The sequence below is a fragment of the Dictyoglomus sp. NZ13-RE01 genome (genome assembly GCA_002878375.1).
Lineage (GTDB): Bacteria > Dictyoglomota > Dictyoglomia > Dictyoglomales > Dictyoglomaceae > NZ13-RE01.
In genome coordinates this window covers 15,402-32,555 of the sequence record NIRF01000016.1, presented here as the reverse complement: position 1 = coordinate 32,555, position 17,154 = coordinate 15,402, and the positions used below count along the sequence as shown (strand labels likewise).

Sequence of the window (17,154 nt, the reverse complement as noted above, 5' to 3'; positions counted from 1 at the left end):
GTATTTATGGGAGCATTGTTAGTTATTTACTTAACATCAAAAATAGAGAAGGGAGAGCATAGAATAAAGTTATTAAAAGAGGAATTAAAGAGAGGAATAATAAGCTTCATAAATTTTGCCTTAAGAATAATTGAGATATTAAGATTGAGGTTAAAGATAAGCAAGAAAGGAAGAATTGTGCTTATGATTGGGGGTGATTAAAAATGATTACAGATCAGTGATAAAGGTTCTTGTAATTAATACTAACATGTGATATCCTTTTTTGAGTTTTTATAGAAAGAAAAAATTGGAGTAAGGAGGATAGAGGAAAAATGAGAAACATTTTTGTAGAAAAATTAAATTCATTGCCAGTGGAGGAACATGGAGTAGAACTTGTAGAGAGAAAGGGAGTAGGGCATCCAGATTCTATATGTGATGCCATAATGGATCAGATTTCAGTCAATTTATCACAAGAATATATAAAGAGAGTAGGAAATATATTACATCATAATATAGATAAGAGTTTATTGGTTGCTGGTGAAGTAGAAAGAAGGCTTGGAGTTGGAGGAAGAGTCCTAAAACCAATGTTGTTAGTAATAGGGGATAGAGCAACATCTGAGGTTGATGGTATAAAAATTCCTGTGGAGGAAATAGCAATAGAGACTGCTAAAGATTGGATAAGAAAAAATCTAAGATTTATAGACCCAGATAAACATATAAAATTTCAGGTAGAATTGAAGCCAGGGTCTCCAGAGCTAACAGATATTTTTAGGAGAAGGAAAGGACTATTACCTGCAAATGATACATCAGCTGCTGTTGGATATGCACCATTAACTCCTACTGAAAGATTGGTTATAGATTTGGAAAGGTATTTAAATTCACCAGAATTTAAAAATATCCATCCAGAAGTTGGAGAAGATATTAAAATAATGGGATTTAGACAAAGAAAAGTCTTACAATTAACAATAGCAATGCCTTTTATTGATAGATTTATAAATAGCGTTAAAGATTATTTTGAGAAAAAAGAGATAATTAAACACGAGATTGAGAAGTTTATAGAAAATAGAAATGAACCTTTTGAAAAGGTTATTGTGGATATTAATACATTAGATGATCCGGATAGAGGACTTGATGGTATGTATATAAGTGTTCTTGGTACATCTGCTGAGGATGCAGACTCTGGACAAGTGGGAAGAGGGAATAGGGTAAATGGTGTGATTGCATTAAATAGACCTATGGGAACAGAAGCTGCGGCGGGAAAGAATCCTGTAAGCCATGTTGGAAAGATTTATAATATCTTAACTCATAAAATTGCAAATGAAATTTATAATAATGTACCTGGGATTCGTGAAGTTTATGTTTGGCTATGTAGCCAAATTGGTGTACCTATAGATCAACCCAAAATAGCAACAGCCCAGTTGATTCTTCAAAATGGTGTTTCTATTTATGATGTTTCAAAGCAAGTGGAGGATATTATAAATGAGGAATTAGAAAATATTGAAAACTTCTGTAATGATCTTGCAAAGGGGAAATATTCTGTATGGTAGAGAAAACTCCTCATTGGGCGGATCTGGTTGCTGAAGAGATTATTAAAATAAAAGGAAAAAATAATACTGTAGCTACAGGGATTACTCCCTCAGGTCCAATTCATTTAGGAAATTTGAGGGAGATACTTACTGGAGATGCTATAGCAAGAGCTTTGAGAGAACATGGCTCTTCAGTTAGATTTATTTATATAGCGGATACTTTTGATCCTTTGAGAAAAGTATATCCCTTTTTACCAGAAAGCTATGCGGAGCATGTAGGAAAACCAATATCTGAAATTCCAGATCCTTTAGGATGTCATTCAAGCTATGCAGAACATTTCCTTGAGCCATTCTTAGAGGCTATTAGGAAGTTGGGTATTAGAGTAGAAGTAATAAAAGCACATGAGGCTTATAAAAAGGGATTATATACCGAGATAATAGATAAAACTTTAGAAAATAATGAAAGAATTACTCAGATTTTAAATGAAATTGCTGGGAGAAATTTAGAAAAAGACTTTGTACCACTTTTACCTAAATGTGAGAAATGTGGAAGATTAAATACAACAAAAATAATATCTTTTGATATTAGTAAGCATCAAGTAGAGTATCAATGCAAATGTGGACATGTGGGGGTTGCGGACTATAGTAAAGGGGAAGCAAAGCTTCCTTGGAGATTGGACTGGCCAGGAAGATGGAAAATCTTTGGCGTTACAGTAGAGCCTTTTGGAAAGGATCATGCCACAGCAGGGGGGTCTTATGATACTGGAAAAGTTATAGCCAAAGACATTTTTAATTATGACCCTCCATATCCTTTTGTATACGAATGGATCTACCTCAAAGGAAAGGGAGCTATGTCTTCTTCTAAGGGTATAGCTATTTCTATAAATGAGATGTTGGAGATAATGCCTCCTTCATGGATAAGATTTTTAATTCTTCGATATAAACCTGATAAGCATATTGATTTTGATCCGGTTAATGGCTACATTTTGCTTGCAGAAGAATATGAGAAGATAGAAAGGATATACTTTCATTTAGAGGGAACAGAAGAAGATTGGAAGGAAATAGCAAGAATTTATGAAATGTCCCAACCTGATAACATTCCAAAAGAACCAGGACCCCAGGTTCCTTTAAGGCATTTAATTACTCTTACTCAGATATCCTTAGGTAATAAAGAGATGCTAAAGGATATGCTTGTTAGGAGTGGTTATGAAAAAGAATTAAAAAATTTTGATCAGATACTAAAGATGGTTGAATATGTGGATAATTGGTTAAAGAAGTTTGCTCCAGATCAGGTTAAATTTAAGCTCCAAGAGAATCTTCCAGAAATAACTAAGACTTTTTCTCCTAAAGAAAAAGCCTTTTTAAAAAGTTTAGCTGAAAGTATAAAATCTAAGGAATGGGATGGGGAAGAACTGCAGACCCATATATATGAGCTTGCCAAAAGTTTTGAGATAGATGGAAAAAGAGCTTTTCAATTAATATATTTATCTTTCTTGAATCAAAATTCAGGTCCAAGAGCAGGTTATTTTTTGGTATCTTTGCCAAAGGATTTTGTAGTAAATAGGTTGGAAGAATCCGCCCTTTCATAATAATTTCTATGAGAAGAAACAAGTTATTAATAAGGCTCTTCTTCTTTATATTTTATTCTGCTTGGACCTTTGTATTTTCCTTTATTCCTGTCTATTTAAAAGATAAAGGCTTTTCTGTAGGAATGATTGGAATCTTATCTGCGATCTCTTCACTTGTAGGTGCTATTTTTCAGGTCTTAATTGGTTATTTATCGGATAAAATTGGAAAAAGAAAACCCTTTATAATTTTAGGTCTTTCTATATTAGGTTTTATATACTTATTCCTATTTCCTAAAATTGAAAATTATTACCACTTTTTAATACTATATCCTATAATTGGAATTTGTATAAATGCGGTTTTAACATCCTCAAATATATTGGTATTAGATCTCTCACTAAGTGAGAGATTTGGTAAAGACTATGCAAGTACAAGGATTTGGGGGAGTCTTGGTTTTTTAATTCTCATGCTTATAATAGCTATTTATCCTATTCTTACTAAGCCCAATATTATTTTTCCCCTACTTTCTGGGATTTACATTTTAGGAATTATAACTATTTCTGGGATAAGAGAACCTAAGGTAAAAGTTAGCATTCAAAGGTTAAGTTTAAAAGACATAAATAAGCTTTTACTTAGACCAGAAGTGAGAAGTTTTCTTATTTTTTATCTTTTCTATTATACGGCTCTTGTAGGAGCCTCTTCTAATGTGAATCTGTTAATAAAGTATTTAGGTGGTACAGATAGATATATTAGCTTTGCTTATTCAGCAAGTGCATTATCAGAAATTCCTTTTATGATTTTATGGGGAATCTTATCTGATAAAATTGGAAGAAAACCTATTCTTTTACTATCTTCATTAGCTCTTCCTTTACGTTTATTTTTATATTCTTTAGCTAAAAATTCTTATCATGTGATATTAATCCAATTAATGCATAGTGTGACCTTTGCTGTAATTGGTACTATACCTATAGTTTATATGAATGATCTTGTATCACCTGAAGAAAGAGGAACAGCCCAAGGAATATTAAGTATGACCACAGCTTTATCATCTACTCTTGGTCCCTTTATCGCAGGAGTATCTGCAGATATCTTAGGTTTGCCGGGAATGTATCTTTTTCTTTCATTTATATCTCTTGTCTCTACAATTATTGCATTTTTGTCTTTAAAAGAGTCTTTGATATCTACTTAATGTTTTTGCTCCCAGGTTTTACTATGGGAATATTCTTCTTACATAATGGACATTCTTCAGGTTTATAGGTCTCTAAGCTAAGACTAATAAGGGAATATAAATCTTTTTCAAAATTTACTTTTCCGCCACTTCTATCTACAATACATGCAAATCCAACAATATTTCCTCCAAATTCTTTTACTAATTCTGCAACTTCTAAGGCAGACCCTCCTGTTGTGATAACGTCTTCACAGATAAGTACATTTTCTTTTGGAAATATTCTAAAGCCTCTTCTTAATGTCATTTTACCATTTTCTCTTTCCGCAAATATGCCTCTTGCTTTTAAAGCTCTTGCTAATTCGTAGGCAATAACAATTCCACCTAATGCAGGACCTATAACAGTGTCTATTTTAACATCTTTTGGAATTTTATTTGCTATCTCTTTTGCTATAATCTCTGCTAATTCTGGGTATTGAAGTATAAGAGCACACTGAAGATAGTTAGGACTATGAAGTCCAGAGGATAATAAGAAATGACCTTCCAAGAATGCTCCTTTTTCTTTAAAGATTTCTAACCAGTTCATTTTTCCTCTCCTTCTCATTAATTTTTATATATTATAACTTATACTTTGAAATGTGATTTAAATCACAGTCAAACTATTTTGTAATGGATATAATAATAACAAAAAAAGTTTGGGTGGTGGATATGAATATTGAGGGAAGCATGGATAGAGAAGAACTTTTAACCTTTTTAAATTTTCTTTCCATCCAAAGAAGAACAGGAGTTTTAATGGTAAAAAATAATGATGATATAATAGGAAGCATTTTTCTAAAAAATGGTAATATGATAGAAGTAGAATACATGAATGAAAGAGGAGAATCAGCTTTTTATAGGCTTATGAATAATTCAGATTTTAGTTTTATATACTCGGATACATCAGTTAAAATAGATAAAAATATTACTATAAATACTGAGACTCTAATTTTAAACGCAATAAAATTGATAGATGAAACTAAAGGTGCTTTGATCTCAACCTTTATTTAAAATTCTATAATATAAAGTCCTAAAAGACTGTTAATAACCCTTTACTATTTTCTCTTTTTATGTTAATAATACTAAGTTAGTTAGCTTTTTTTAATAATTTCTATTCTAAGGAGTTGTTTTTGATGCGTAGGTATATTTTATTATTTTTGTTTCTTTTATTGTTCTTATCTCCTATATTAGGATGGAGTGGTAAGACTCATCAAAGAATTGTTGAAAAAGCTTTAGATTCTTTGCCAAGAGATTTTAAAAATCGTATAATTCCATATAAAAATGAAATTTTAGAGGGCTCTATAGCTCCAGATAGGGTATATAGGGATTTTCAAAATCATATTTATGAGGTTGAAACTGGAAAAGGGAAAGGTTTAGATAAAGTAAGAGAAAAGTATTTTTATATTATAGAACTCATTAGAGAGAAAAGACCTTGGAGGCTTGTAGCTTTTGAATTGGGAGTTTTTTCTCATTACATAGCTGACTTAAATCAGCCTTTACATACGTCATCAAGTTCTCAAGAAAAGGGATTTCATAGTAAATATGAAAAAGACGCAGAACAAATTGTACCTAATAGGGCAGATAGATTAATTTATATTTCACAGCCAACCCGCTATATTTATAGGAGTGTATTAGATGCCCATAATTATTATAAAGATATAGAAACCGCTTATCTAAAAGGTAATGGCTTTGTCAAGGTAAGTAAGTTAACTCAGAAGCAGATTGATAAAGCAACATTAGATGTTGCAAGTTATTGGTACAGCATATGGATGAGGGCGAATAGGATTCCTACCATAAATGATTTATTCAATGATTTTGTAGATTGGCTCTGGAATTATTTTAGAAAAATTTTGAGGGTAGAGGTGAAATAGATGAGAATAGCAATAATTGGCGGTACTGGGGTTTATGATCCCAAATTTTTAGAAAAACCAGAAGAATTGGTTATTGATACACCATATGGACAAGCAAAAGTTGTGAAGGGAATATATATGGGAGAGGAAGTTGCTTTCTTGGCAAGACATGGGGTTTCTCATTCTGTGCCTCCTCATAAAATAAATTACAAAGCAAATTTATGGGCATTAAAATCCTTGGGAGTTGAAAGAATATTGGCAACAACTGCTGTTGGAAGTTTAAAAATGAATCTTGAGCCTGGAGGATTAGTAGTTATAGATCAGTTTATTGATTTTACTAAGAATAGGGAATATACGTATTATGATGGACAAGATGGTAAAGTCATTCATATTGACTATACTGAACCTTATTGTCCTGAACTTAGAAAGTTACTTATTGAGACAGGGAAAGAGTTAAATCTAAATATATATCCTTATGGGACATATATATGTACAGAGGGTCCAAGATTTGAAACTCCTGCAGAAATAAGAATGTTTGCAAATTTTGGAGATGTGGTTGGTATGACAAATGTTCCTGAAGTAATTTTGGCAAGAGAACTTGAAATGTGTTATGCAGTGGTTTCTCTTGTTACAAATTATGCAGCAGGCATATCAAAAAATCCTTTGACCCATGAAGAAGTCTTAACAGTTATGTCACAAAATATTGAAAAAGTAAGAAAACTTTTTATGAGTGTAATTCCTAAAATACCAAAGGAAAGAAATTGCATTTGTAAAGATGCTTTAAAGGAGTATAAAGGAAAGGGATAAAAAATGAAGATCATTGAATGGAAGAATAATTCTCTTTACATTTTAGATCAGTCAAAATTGCCTTGGAAAGAAGAGTGGATAAACTGTCAGAAATATCAGCAAGTGATTGATGCTATAAAAAAGTTAAAGATAAGAGGGGCACCTGCTATTGGAGTTGCAGCTGCTTATGGTGTTGCTCTTGCTGCTATAAAATATACAGGCTACAATTTGCCAGATTATATTCAGAATGTTATAAGTGAATTTGCGTTGTCAAGACCTACTGCTGTGAATTTATTTGTGGTTTTAAAGCGCCAAGGAGAGATTGTCTTAAAAAATAGGAATAAGTCCTCTACAGATCTTAAGCTACTGCTTCTTGAAGAAGCTAAAAAAATAGAAGAGGAAGAGAGGGAGAGATCACAAGCTATTGCAAATTATGGTGCAGATTTAGTTCCTCCAAAAGCTAATATTTTAACTCATTGTAATACAGGAAGTCTTGCTACAATTGGCTTAGGTACAGCATTAGGTATTATAAAAGAAGTATGGTACAGAAGAAGAGATATAAATATGGTTTATTTTACAGAAACACGACCCCTTTTGCAGGGTAGTAGATTGACAGGATGGGAGCTTGCAATGGAAAATATTCCTGCCACTTTAATTACAGATAATATGGCTGGATACTTAATGTCTAAAGGAATGATTGATTTAGTAATTGTTGGAGCGGATAGAATTACGTTAAATGGTGATACTGCTAATAAGATAGGTACATATACATTGGCAGTGCTTGCAAAACATCATAATATTCCTTTTTATGTTGCTGCACCTCTTTCCTCTTTTGATTTTAAATTAGAAAAGGGAAGTGATATTGTAATTGAGGAAAGAGATCCTGAGGAAGTCTTATCTGTAGCAGGTAAGAGGATTGCTCCAGAAGGGATTAATGCTATTAATCCAGCTTTTGATGTAACTCCAAATGATCTTATCTCTGCTATTATAACTGAAAAGGGAATTATACTTCCTCCCTTTAGGGAGAATATTGAAAGGTTTAAGGAGGAAGATCAATGAGGATTTTAATTAAGAATGTCTCTTTGCTTCAGAAGGATAAAGTATTAGAAAATGTAAATATGCTAATTAATGATGACTTGATAGAGTATATCGGAAAGGAATCCCCGAAAGAATATGAATATGTTATTGATGGAGATAAAAAGTTGGCTATGCCAGGTTTGGTTAATGCCCATACGCACTTGGCAATGACCATCTTTAGAGGTTTTGCAGATGATCTACCACTTAAGGAATGGTTGGAAACTAAAATATGGCCAAATGAGGCTAAATTGAATGAAGAGGATGTTTATTGGGGTAGTCTTTTAGGAGCCTTAGAAATGATAAAGACTGGTACTATTGCCTTTTCGGATATGTACTTCTTTATGGACAGAGTGGCTGAAGTTGTTGAAATGAGCGGATTAAAAGCAAATCTCTCTATAGGAATGATAGCTACCTTTGGAAATCCTGATGAAAAACTTAAGGAATCTCTTGATTTTGCAAAAAGATGGAATAAAAAAGCTAATGGAAGGATTTTGGTTAGTTTAGCTCCTCATGCTCCTTATACTTGTCCTCCTCAATTTTTAGAAAAGGTTGTAGATAAAGCTTTGGCTTATGATTTAATGATTCATACACATTTATCTGAAACCTATGGTGAAGTTATTGAAATTAAAGAAAAATATGGAGAAACTCCTATTAGGTTGATGGAAAAGGTTGGACTTTTTAAGGCAAGGGTTATTGCAGCTCATTGTGTATATGTAGATAATGAAGAAATAGAAATCTTAGCTCAAAATCATGTTGGGGTTGTACATAATCCTCAAAGTAACTTAAAATTGGCCTCTGGTATTGCACCTATAAGCGAAATGTTAGAAAAGAATGTATTGGTTGGTTTAGGTACTGATGGAGCTTCAAGTAATAACAATCTCGATATGTGGGAAGAGATGCGATTATCTGCTTTACTCCATAAAGGTTATAAGAAAGATCCAACTGTTGTTCCTTCACATGTTGCTCTTTCTTTGGCAACAGAAAACGGTATGAAAATCATTGGATTTAATAACAGTGGTGTGATTGATGTGGGTAAAAAAGCGGATTTGATATTAGTAGACCTCAATAAGCCTCATTTTTATCCCAGATTTAATTTAATATCTCATTTGGTTTATTCTGCAAATTCTCAAGATGTGGATACAGTTATAGTTGATGGAAGGATACTTATGGAAGGAAAAGAAGTAAAAGTATTAGATGAGGAAAGAATAATGTATGAGGCTGAAAAGAGAGCTTTTGATTTAGTAAGACGTTGAGAGGAGGAAAAACATGGAATATAAATGGGTTTATATTGAGGATATTCCAAAATTGAATATTGAGGATGTTGAGATCAGAGGTTGGTTATTTAATAAAAGATCCAGTGGAAAAGTGGTTTTTTTGATAATTAGAGATGGCACAGGATATCTTCAGGGTATTGCGGATTTAAATAGTTTTTCAAAGGAGGATTTAGAGAGGATAGAGAAAATACCTTTAGAATCTTCCATTATTGTGAGAGGAAAATTAAGAGAGGAGAAGAGGGCACCTGGAGGCTTTGAAATACATTTAAAAGAAGTCAATTTGGTTTCTCCTGCCTACGATTATCCTATACAGAAAAAAGAGCATTCCATAGAATTTTTAATGGAAAATAGACATTTATGGTTAAGATCACGAAAACAGCAAGCAATTTTGAGAATAAGAAGTGAAATAATAAAAGCAATTAGAGATTTTTTAGATAGTAGAGGATTTGTTTTAGTGGATGCTCCTATTTTGACTCCCTCCTCATGTGAGGGAACGACTACTCTTTTTGAATTAGATTATTTCGATTTAGGAAAGGCTTATTTGTCTCAAAGTGGACAGTTATACATGGAAGCTGCATGTATGGCTTTGGGTAAGGTATACTGTTTTGGACCTGCTTTTAGAGCTGAAAAATCTAAGACAAGGAGGCACTTAACAGAGTTTTGGATGGTAGAGCCTGAAATGGCTTATTGGGATTGGGAAGATAATATGAGATTGCAAGAGGAATTAGTGAGCTATATTGTCCAAAGAGTCTTGGATAAAAGAAGCAAGGAATTAGAAATCTTAGAAAGAGATATTAAACCATTAGAGAAAATAGTTCCACCTTTTCCAAGGATCACATATAAAGAGGCTATAGAACTTTTGAATAGGAAAGGCGTGCCAGCCAGTTATGGAGATGATTTTGGGGGTGATGAGGAGACAGTAATTTCTCAGGAGTTTGATAAACCTGTTTTCGTACATCATTATCCTGCACGTATAAAGGCTTTTTACATGCAACCTGATCCTGATAACCCTGAAGAGGTTTTAAACGATGATATGCTTGCTCCAGAAGGATACGGAGAAATCATTGGGGGAAGCCAGAGAATCCACGATCTGAATTTACTTGAAGAGAAAATAAAAGAATATAATCTTCAAAGGGAGCCTTTGGAATGGTATATAGACCTACGAAGATATGGATCTGTGCCTCATTCTGGTTTTGGACTTGGTATTGAGAGGACTGTAGCATGGATTTGTGGCTTAAAACATGTAAGAGAAGCTATTCCCTTTGCAAGACAAATTTATAGGATTTATCCTTAACTTGACATTATAAGACAATAAATATATACTTCAGAAAATAAGAACAGGGATGTTCTGTATAGCAGGACATCCCTTTTTTTATTAAAAAATTTTTGGAGGTGATCAGATGAAAGGCTTACTGAGAGTTGTTTTTTCAATTGCTCTCCTTCTCTCATTATTGATGTTACCTATTCAGGCTGCTGGAACTATTAAGGTTGGCGCTATATTCCCTATTACAGGTCCCATTGCTACCTTCGGAATCTCTTCTGCTAATGGTGTAAAGATGGCTTTTGATGAGGTAAATGCAAAGGGTGGAGTTTTGGGACAAAAAATAGAGTTAATCTTAGAGGATGATCAGTATAAAGCAGAGGAAGTAGCTAATGCAGCAAAGAAACTTATTGAAAGAGATAAGGTAATAGCTATTATTGGGGAAGTTGCAAGTTCTATGAGTTTAGTTCTTGCTCCTATTTGTCAAGCGGCAAAGGTTATTATGATTACACCTACATCTACAAATCCTAAGGTTACCTTAGTTGGAGATTACATATTTAGAGCTTGCTTCATTGATGATTTCCAAGGTACTGTTATGGCAAATTATGTTTATAAAAATATGAATAAGAAAACTGCTGCAATGTTTGTGGCAGTAACCAGTGATTACAGTAAAGGCTTGGCTCAATTCTTTAAGGAATCCTTTACAAAGCTTGGTGGTAAAATTGTAGCAGAAGAATATTACTCTGAGGGAGATTCTGATTTTAGGGCTCAGTTAACAAAGATTAAAGCAGCAAATCCTGAATTTGTCTATCTACCTGGATATTATTCAGATATTGGACCTATTTTACTTCAAGCAAGAGAACTTGGCATTACTGTTCCTTTTGGTGGTGGAGATGGATGGGATTCTCCTAAGTTGGTTGAGACAGCAGGAAAAGCAGCAGAAGGTTGTGTCTTTAGTAACCATTATAGTCCCGAATCCACAGATCCTAAGGTTAAATTATTCGTAAAGAATTATAAGGAGAGATTTAAAGAAACTCCAGATGCTTTAGCTGCTCTTTCTTATGATGCTGCTATGTTATTAGTGGATGCTATTAAGAGAGCACAAAGCACTGATCCTACCAAGATTAGAGATGCATTAGCAAGAACAAAGATATTTACTGGAGTAACTGGATCAATGGTCTTTGATAAAAATAGAAATCCTATAAAGAGTGCTGTGATCATTGAGATTAAAGGTGGAAAACAGGTATATAAAGCAACTGTAAAACCATAAAATTTTTTAGGAGGGGGTTTACCCCCTCCTAAATTTTTGGTAAATTATAAAAGAAGATTAATTGGAAAGGTAAAGGAATATGGAGAATATATTACAGCAAATAATAAATGGACTATCCTTAGGAAGTATATATGCCCTAATTGCTTTGGGCTATACCATGGTTTATGGTATTTTGAGGTTGATAAACTTTGCCCACGGGGATATATACATGGTAGGCGCCTTTTTGGGTTACTTTGCTTTGGGATATTGGAATTTATCTTTCCCTATGGGACTTATCTTTGCAATGGCTGGATCCGCCATATTAGGAATATTAATTGAAAGATTTGCCTATAGACCATTAAGATTAGCTCCAAGGATATCACTTTTGATCACTGCTATAGGAGTTTCATTTCTTTTAGAAAATCTTATGGTTTTATGGGTGGGAGCATCTCCGAGACCCTTTCCTCAAAAAATTCCTGTGGAAGTTTATTTTGTAGGAAACATAGTTTTTACTAATAGGCAGATTATTATTATCGCTGTTTCTGTTTTTCTTATGTTTATATTGCAGTTTATAGTTTTAAAGACCAAAGTAGGTAAAGCTATGAGAGCGGTCTCTTTTGATAAAGAGACTGCTTTAATGATGGGTATCGACATAGATAAAATAATAGCTTTGACCTTTGCAATTGGTTCATCCCTTGCTGCAGCAGGAGGAGTCTTAGTAGGATTGTATTTCAACAAAATAGAACCATATATGGGTGTAATGCCTGGGTTAAAGGCTTTTGTGGCTGCAGTTCTTGGGGGAATTGGGATAATTCCAGGAGCAATGATTGGTGGATATATTCTTGGAATTGCAGAAGTTTTAGTTTCCGCCTTTATATCTTCTACAATAAGGGATGCTGTCGCTTTTATTGTTCTCATATTAATATTATTAGTTAGACCATCAGGAATATTAGGAAAGTATATGAGGGAAAAGGTATAATGAGAAGGAATTATTTGATTACATTAATAATAAGCATTTTTTTGATTTTGCTTGGCACTCAAGCCCAAGGAATTAATCCCTATTATTATCAATTATTGATATTCTTTGGGATTAATAGTATTCTTGCAATGAGTCTTAATTTGATAAATGGTTTTGCAGGACAATTTTCTATTGGACACGCAGGTTTCATGGCCGTTGGAGGTTATTTTAGTGCTGCTTTAAGTGTTTACCAAGGAGAAAAACTTCTTGCTTTTCTCAATTTTCTACCAACAAATGTTGCTCAAATCGTTGAATTTTTTATTTTCCTTTTGGTAGGAGGATTGGTAGCTGGAATTTTAGGACTTTTGGTTGGTATTCCTACATTGAGACTTAGGGGAGATTATCTTGCAATTGCAACATTAGGTTTTGGAGAGATAGTAAGGGTTGCAATTTTAAACTTGGATGTTGTAGGTGGACCACGTGGTTTTCCTGGGATACCTCAAAGGACTAATCTATCATGGATCATTTTCTGGTTTATTGTTTGTTATTTAGTTATAAGGAATTTAATAAACTCCTCTCATGGGAGAGCTATTATTTCAATAAGAGAAGACGAGATAGCTTCTGAAACCATGGGAATTAACACTACTTTTTATAAGGTTTTGGCTTTTGTAATTGGTGCATTCTTTGCAGGAATCGCGGGTGGACTTTTCGCTCATTATTTAATGATGCTTCATCCTAGTAGCTTCACCTTCTTTAGGTCCGTTGAAGTTTTACTCATGATTGTTCTTGGGGGTTTAGGAAGTATCTCTGGAGCAATATTGGGGGCATTTATATTAACCATTCTACCAGAAGCCTTAAGAGGATTTACATATCTTAGATTAGTGATTTATTCTATTATTCTCATTCTTCTTATGCTCCTTAGACCTCAAGGGCTTTTAGGGGGCAGGGAAATATCTTTGTCAATCTTCAAAAGATTTATAAATCCAAAGGTGGATAGATCATGAAAGTGTTAGAGGTGAAAAATTTATCTTGTGCCTTTGGCGGATTAATGGCAGTTTCAGAGTTGGATTTTCATGTAGAAGAAAATGAGATATTGGGAATTATAGGTCCCAATGGTGCAGGAAAAACTACAGTTTTTAATCTAATTACAGGCTTTTATTCCCCCTTGCATGGTGAGATAATTTTTAAAGGAAAAAATATAGAAAATTTAAAGCCTTATCAGATTACTCGCTTGGGGATTGCCAGAACTTTTCAAAATCCACGCCTCTTTAAACAGCTTTCTGTTCTTGATAATGTAAAAATAGCTATGCATAAAGTATATAATGCCAGTGTTTTTGATGTTATACTTAGAAATAAAAAGGTATATAAGGCAGAGGAAGAGCAAGAGGAAAAAGCAATTGAACTTCTAAAGTTTTTCCACCTTTATGATAGAAAGGACGAAATATCCCAAAACTTACCTTATGGTGATCAGAGAAGATTGGAAATTGCAAGAGCTATGGCAACGAATCCAACTCTTTTACTTTTAGATGAGCCGGCTGCAGGCATGAATCCTCATGAGTCAAAAGAATTAGCAAATCTTATTCTACAGATAAGAGATAAGTTCAATTTGACTATTATCCTTATTGAACACCATATGGATGTAGTTATGGGGATTTGTGAAAGAATCATTGTCCTTGACTATGGTATGAAGATTGCAGAAGGAACTCCTGAGGAAATAAAAAATAATCCAAGAGTTATTGAGGCTTATTTGGGTAAGGAGGAAGAAAGTGTTATCAGTTAAAGATCTTCATGTTTACTATGGGGGAATTAGAGCCTTACAAGGAATAGATTTTGAAGTCAAAGAAGGAGAGATAGTCTCTCTAATAGGGGCAAATGGTGCTGGAAAGTCAACTACTTTAAGGGCAATTTCTCGTTTGGTCCCTATTGCAAGGGGTGACATTTATTTTTATGAAATAAATTTAAAGAAGCTTCCTCCTCATAAAGTTGCAGGTCTTGGCATTGCACATGTTCCTGAGGGAAGAAGGGTTTTTGCAAATTTAACTGTTTTTGAAAATCTCGAGTTAGGTGCTTATCTTTGCAATGATAGAAACAAAATAAAGAAAAATTTGGAGTTTGTTTTTTCTCTTTTCCCAAGACTGAAAGAAAGATCTAAACAATTGGCAGGAACATTAAGTGGAGGGGAACAACAGATGCTTGCAATCGGTCGTGCCTTAATGTCAGATGCAAGATTGCTCTTACTGGATGAACCATCAATGGGACTTGCCCCTCTACTTGTACAAGAAATTTTTAAGGTTTTAAAAGAGATAAATAACGAAGGGAAGACATTACTTTTAGTGGAGCAAAATGCAAATATGGCTTTTCAAATAGCTCATCGGGTTTATGTTTTGGAAACTGGAAGAATAATTATGTCCGGACCAACAGAGATTGTATCTAAAAACGAGGAGATTCGAAAGGCATATCTGGGAGGGTAAATTTATGTTAGTTAGAATGAGAATGACAAAAAATCCAATTTTTGTTTCTCCTAATACCTCCATATTGGAAGCATGGAAAACCATGCAGAGATTCCAAGTAAGGAGATTATTGGTGATAGAAAAAGGGAAGCTTGTGGGTATAGTTACGGAAAGGGACTTAAGGTCTGCTTCTCCTTCACAGGCAACCTCCTTAAGTATTTTTGAGTTAAATTATTTGTTAGAACAACTGAAAGTGAAGGATGTTATGACACCCAATCCTATAACTATAGACGCTGATGCACCTATTGAAGAGGCGGCATTGATTATGAGAGAAAATAAAATAAGTGCTCTTCCAGTATTAGAGAAGGGAGAGGTAGTAGGCATAATAACCGAAACAGACCTTTTTAAGGCTTTCATTGATATGTTGGGGGCTGGAGAGAAGGGATTAAGGTATACACTAAGGATTAAAAATGTGCCTGGGGAGATTGCAAAAATAGTAAATATTTTATGGGAGAAGGGAATAAATATACTAAGTTTAGTAACTTTCCCTTCGGATAGTGAAGATTACGGATATTTAGTTGTCCGTGTACAAAGTGATGATTTAGTGACTATTAATGAGCTTTTTAGAAGTCATAATATTCCTGTGGAGCATATAAGAAAATTCTAATTTCTCATTCTTTTTTTTGTTTACTTGTTTGCATATATATTCCATAGTATAATTACGTGGAAATTTTTCTAAGAAAAAATTAGGAGGTAGAACAATGAAAGTTCTAGTGCTCAATTGTGGAAGCTCTTCAGTAAAATATCAGGTTTTTAATATGGAAAATGAACAAGTGTTAGCAAAGGGGCTTGCAGAGAGGATTGGTTTAGATGGATCAAGGGTTGTCCATCAAAAATTAAATGGAGATAAAAAGGTTTTTAATGAAAATTTGCAAACTCATAAAAAAGCTATTGAGGTTATATTGAATTTATTGGTTGATGGTGAAAACGGGGTGTTGAGCTCTCTAAATGAGCTTGATGCTATTGGACATCGCGTAGTTCATGGTGGTGAGAAATTTGTAGAGTCTGCCTATATAGATGAGGAGTCTTATAAGGCTATTAAGGAATGTGAGGAACTTGCTCCTCTCCACAATCCTTATCAAGTTCAGGGAATAGATGCTTGCAAGAGTATAGTTCCTAATATTCCTCAGGTTGCAGTTTTTGATACAGCATTTCATCAGACAATGCCAAAAAGAGCCTACTTGTACGCTCTACCTTATGAATGGTATGAGAAATATAAAATTAGAAGATATGGATTTCATGGTACTTCCCATTGGTATGTATCAAAAAGAGTTTCAGAGCTTATGAATAGGAATTATGAAGAATTAAAAATTATTTCTTGTCATTTAGGGAATGGCGCCAGCATTGCTGCAATTAAAAATGGTAAATGCATAGATACAAGCATGGGATATACTCCCTTAGAAGGATTAGTGATGGGAACAAGATGTGGTGATATTGATCCTGCTATTCCTTTAAAAATTATGGAAAGAGAAGGGTATTCTCCAAAAGAAATGGATGAGATCTTGAATAAAAAGAGTGGTGTTTGGGGACTTTCCGGAATAAGCAGTGATTTTAGGGATTTAGAAGATGAGGCAGAAAAAGGTAATGAAAAGGCTCAACTTGCTTTAGAAGTTTATGTTTATAGGATTAAAAAATATATTGGAGCTTACTTTGCAATCTTAGGAGGACTTGATGCTTTAGTTTTTACTGCAGGTATTGGTGAGAGATCGCCTATTGTAAGAAGAATGGTTTGTACAGATATGGAACATTTAGGAATAAAAATAGATTTACAAGCAAATGAATTTAAAGGAGAGGAGAGAAGGATAAGTACGGATGATTCTAAGGTAGAAGTTTGGGTGGTACCTACTAATGAGGAACTAATGATAGCAAGAGAAACTGTTAGAATTTTAAAGAAAATAAAGGGATAAAAGAAGGTGG

18 protein-coding genes are annotated in these 17,154 nt (G+C 33.8%); 17 read left to right on the top strand and 1 reads right to left on the bottom strand.

All coding sequences use genetic code 11. The features are described 5' to 3' along the window. Positions 1–6 precede the first annotated feature (6 nt). From CBR30_08785 to CBR30_08770, 4 genes are all read left to right on the top strand, one after another. A complete protein-coding gene (locus CBR30_08785; GenBank protein ID PMQ00924.1) occupies positions 7–201 on the top strand; it encodes a hypothetical protein in 195 nt (64 codons plus the stop codon). A 110-nt stretch (positions 202–311) separates the two neighbouring features. Continuing rightward, positions 312–1,526: an S-adenosylmethionine synthetase gene (locus CBR30_08780; protein PMQ00923.1), complete on the top strand. Its 1,215-nt coding sequence runs from the start codon at positions 312–314 to the stop codon at positions 1,524–1,526. Further along, positions 1,520–3,094: a lysine--tRNA ligase gene (locus CBR30_08775; protein ID PMQ00922.1), complete on the top strand. Its 1,575-nt coding sequence runs from the start codon at positions 1,520–1,522 to the stop codon at positions 3,092–3,094. The genes CBR30_08780 and CBR30_08775 overlap by 7 nt, the downstream gene beginning before the upstream one ends. A gap of 8 nt (positions 3,095–3,102) precedes the next feature. Next, the gene (locus tag CBR30_08770) at positions 3,103–4,260 is read left to right on the top strand and encodes an MFS transporter (GenBank protein ID PMQ00921.1); all 1,158 of its coding nucleotides are present in this window, start codon (positions 3,103–3,105) and stop codon (positions 4,258–4,260) included. On the opposite strand, the gene CBR30_08765 is transcribed toward CBR30_08770, so the two are convergent. Further along, a complete protein-coding gene (locus CBR30_08765; GenBank protein PMQ00920.1) occupies positions 4,253–4,822 on the bottom strand; it encodes an orotate phosphoribosyltransferase in 570 nt (189 codons plus the stop codon). The two genes, CBR30_08770 and CBR30_08765, sit on opposite strands and share 8 nt — an antisense overlap. Positions 4,823–4,905: 83 nt before the next feature. Here CBR30_08765 and CBR30_08760 point away from each other — a divergent pair, with 83 nt between their 5' ends. The 13 genes from CBR30_08760 to CBR30_08700 all read left to right on the top strand — a co-directional run bounded on the left by CBR30_08760 (position 4,906) and on the right by CBR30_08700 (position 17,144). Further along, positions 4,906–5,283: a hypothetical protein gene (locus CBR30_08760; protein PMQ00919.1), complete on the top strand. Its 378-nt coding sequence runs from the start codon at positions 4,906–4,908 to the stop codon at positions 5,281–5,283. A 122-nt stretch (positions 5,284–5,405) separates the two neighbouring features. Then, positions 5,406–6,143 (top strand): hypothetical protein, encoded by a 738-nt coding sequence (locus tag CBR30_08755; GenBank protein ID PMQ00918.1) that lies wholly within the window; start codon positions 5,406–5,408, stop codon positions 6,141–6,143. Then, the gene (gene mtnP, locus CBR30_08750; GenBank protein ID PMQ00917.1) at positions 6,144–6,929 is read left to right on the top strand and encodes an S-methyl-5'-thioadenosine phosphorylase; all 786 of its coding nucleotides are present in this window, start codon (positions 6,144–6,146) and stop codon (positions 6,927–6,929) included. A gap of 3 nt (positions 6,930–6,932) precedes the next feature. After that, positions 6,933–7,967: an S-methyl-5-thioribose-1-phosphate isomerase gene (mtnA, locus tag CBR30_08745; protein PMQ00916.1), complete on the top strand. Its 1,035-nt coding sequence runs from the start codon at positions 6,933–6,935 to the stop codon at positions 7,965–7,967. Continuing rightward, entirely contained in the window at positions 7,964–9,238 is a 1,275-nt protein-coding gene (locus CBR30_08740) for an N-ethylammeline chlorohydrolase (GenBank protein PMQ00915.1), read from the top strand. The genes mtnA and CBR30_08740 overlap by 4 nt, the downstream gene beginning before the upstream one ends. Positions 9,239–9,251: 13 nt before the next feature. Then, on the top strand, positions 9,252–10,553 hold the full coding sequence (locus CBR30_08735; protein ID PMQ00914.1) for an asparagine--tRNA ligase: 1,302 nt from the start codon (positions 9,252–9,254) through the stop codon (positions 10,551–10,553). Positions 10,554–10,659: 106 nt separating this feature from the next. Beyond that, positions 10,660–11,790: an ethanolamine utilization protein EutJ gene (locus CBR30_08730; GenBank protein PMQ00913.1), complete on the top strand. Its 1,131-nt coding sequence runs from the start codon at positions 10,660–10,662 to the stop codon at positions 11,788–11,790. A gap of 79 nt (positions 11,791–11,869) precedes the next feature. Beyond that, complete coding sequence (locus CBR30_08725; protein PMQ00912.1) at positions 11,870–12,748, top strand: branched-chain amino acid ABC transporter permease; 879 nt, start codon at positions 11,870–11,872, stop codon at positions 12,746–12,748. Then, positions 12,748–13,731, top strand: coding sequence for a branched-chain amino acid ABC transporter permease (locus tag CBR30_08720; protein ID PMQ00911.1), 984 nt, complete (start codon positions 12,748–12,750; stop codon positions 13,729–13,731). Before CBR30_08725 ends, CBR30_08720 begins: the two co-directional genes overlap by 1 nt. A 2-nt stretch (positions 13,732–13,733) precedes the next feature. Continuing rightward, a complete protein-coding gene (locus tag CBR30_08715; GenBank protein ID PMQ00925.1) occupies positions 13,734–14,507 on the top strand; it encodes an ABC transporter ATP-binding protein in 774 nt (257 codons plus the stop codon). Next, a complete protein-coding gene (locus tag CBR30_08710) occupies positions 14,494–15,198 on the top strand; it encodes an ABC transporter ATP-binding protein (protein PMQ00910.1) in 705 nt (234 codons plus the stop codon). The genes CBR30_08715 and CBR30_08710 overlap by 14 nt, the downstream gene beginning before the upstream one ends. 4 nt (positions 15,199–15,202) lie before the next feature. Next, positions 15,203–15,844: an acetoin utilization protein AcuB gene (locus CBR30_08705; GenBank protein ID PMQ00909.1), complete on the top strand. Its 642-nt coding sequence runs from the start codon at positions 15,203–15,205 to the stop codon at positions 15,842–15,844. Between the two features lie 94 nt (positions 15,845–15,938). After that, on the top strand, positions 15,939–17,144 hold the full coding sequence (locus CBR30_08700; protein ID PMQ00908.1) for an acetate kinase: 1,206 nt from the start codon (positions 15,939–15,941) through the stop codon (positions 17,142–17,144). Positions 17,145–17,154: the final 10 nt, after the last annotated feature.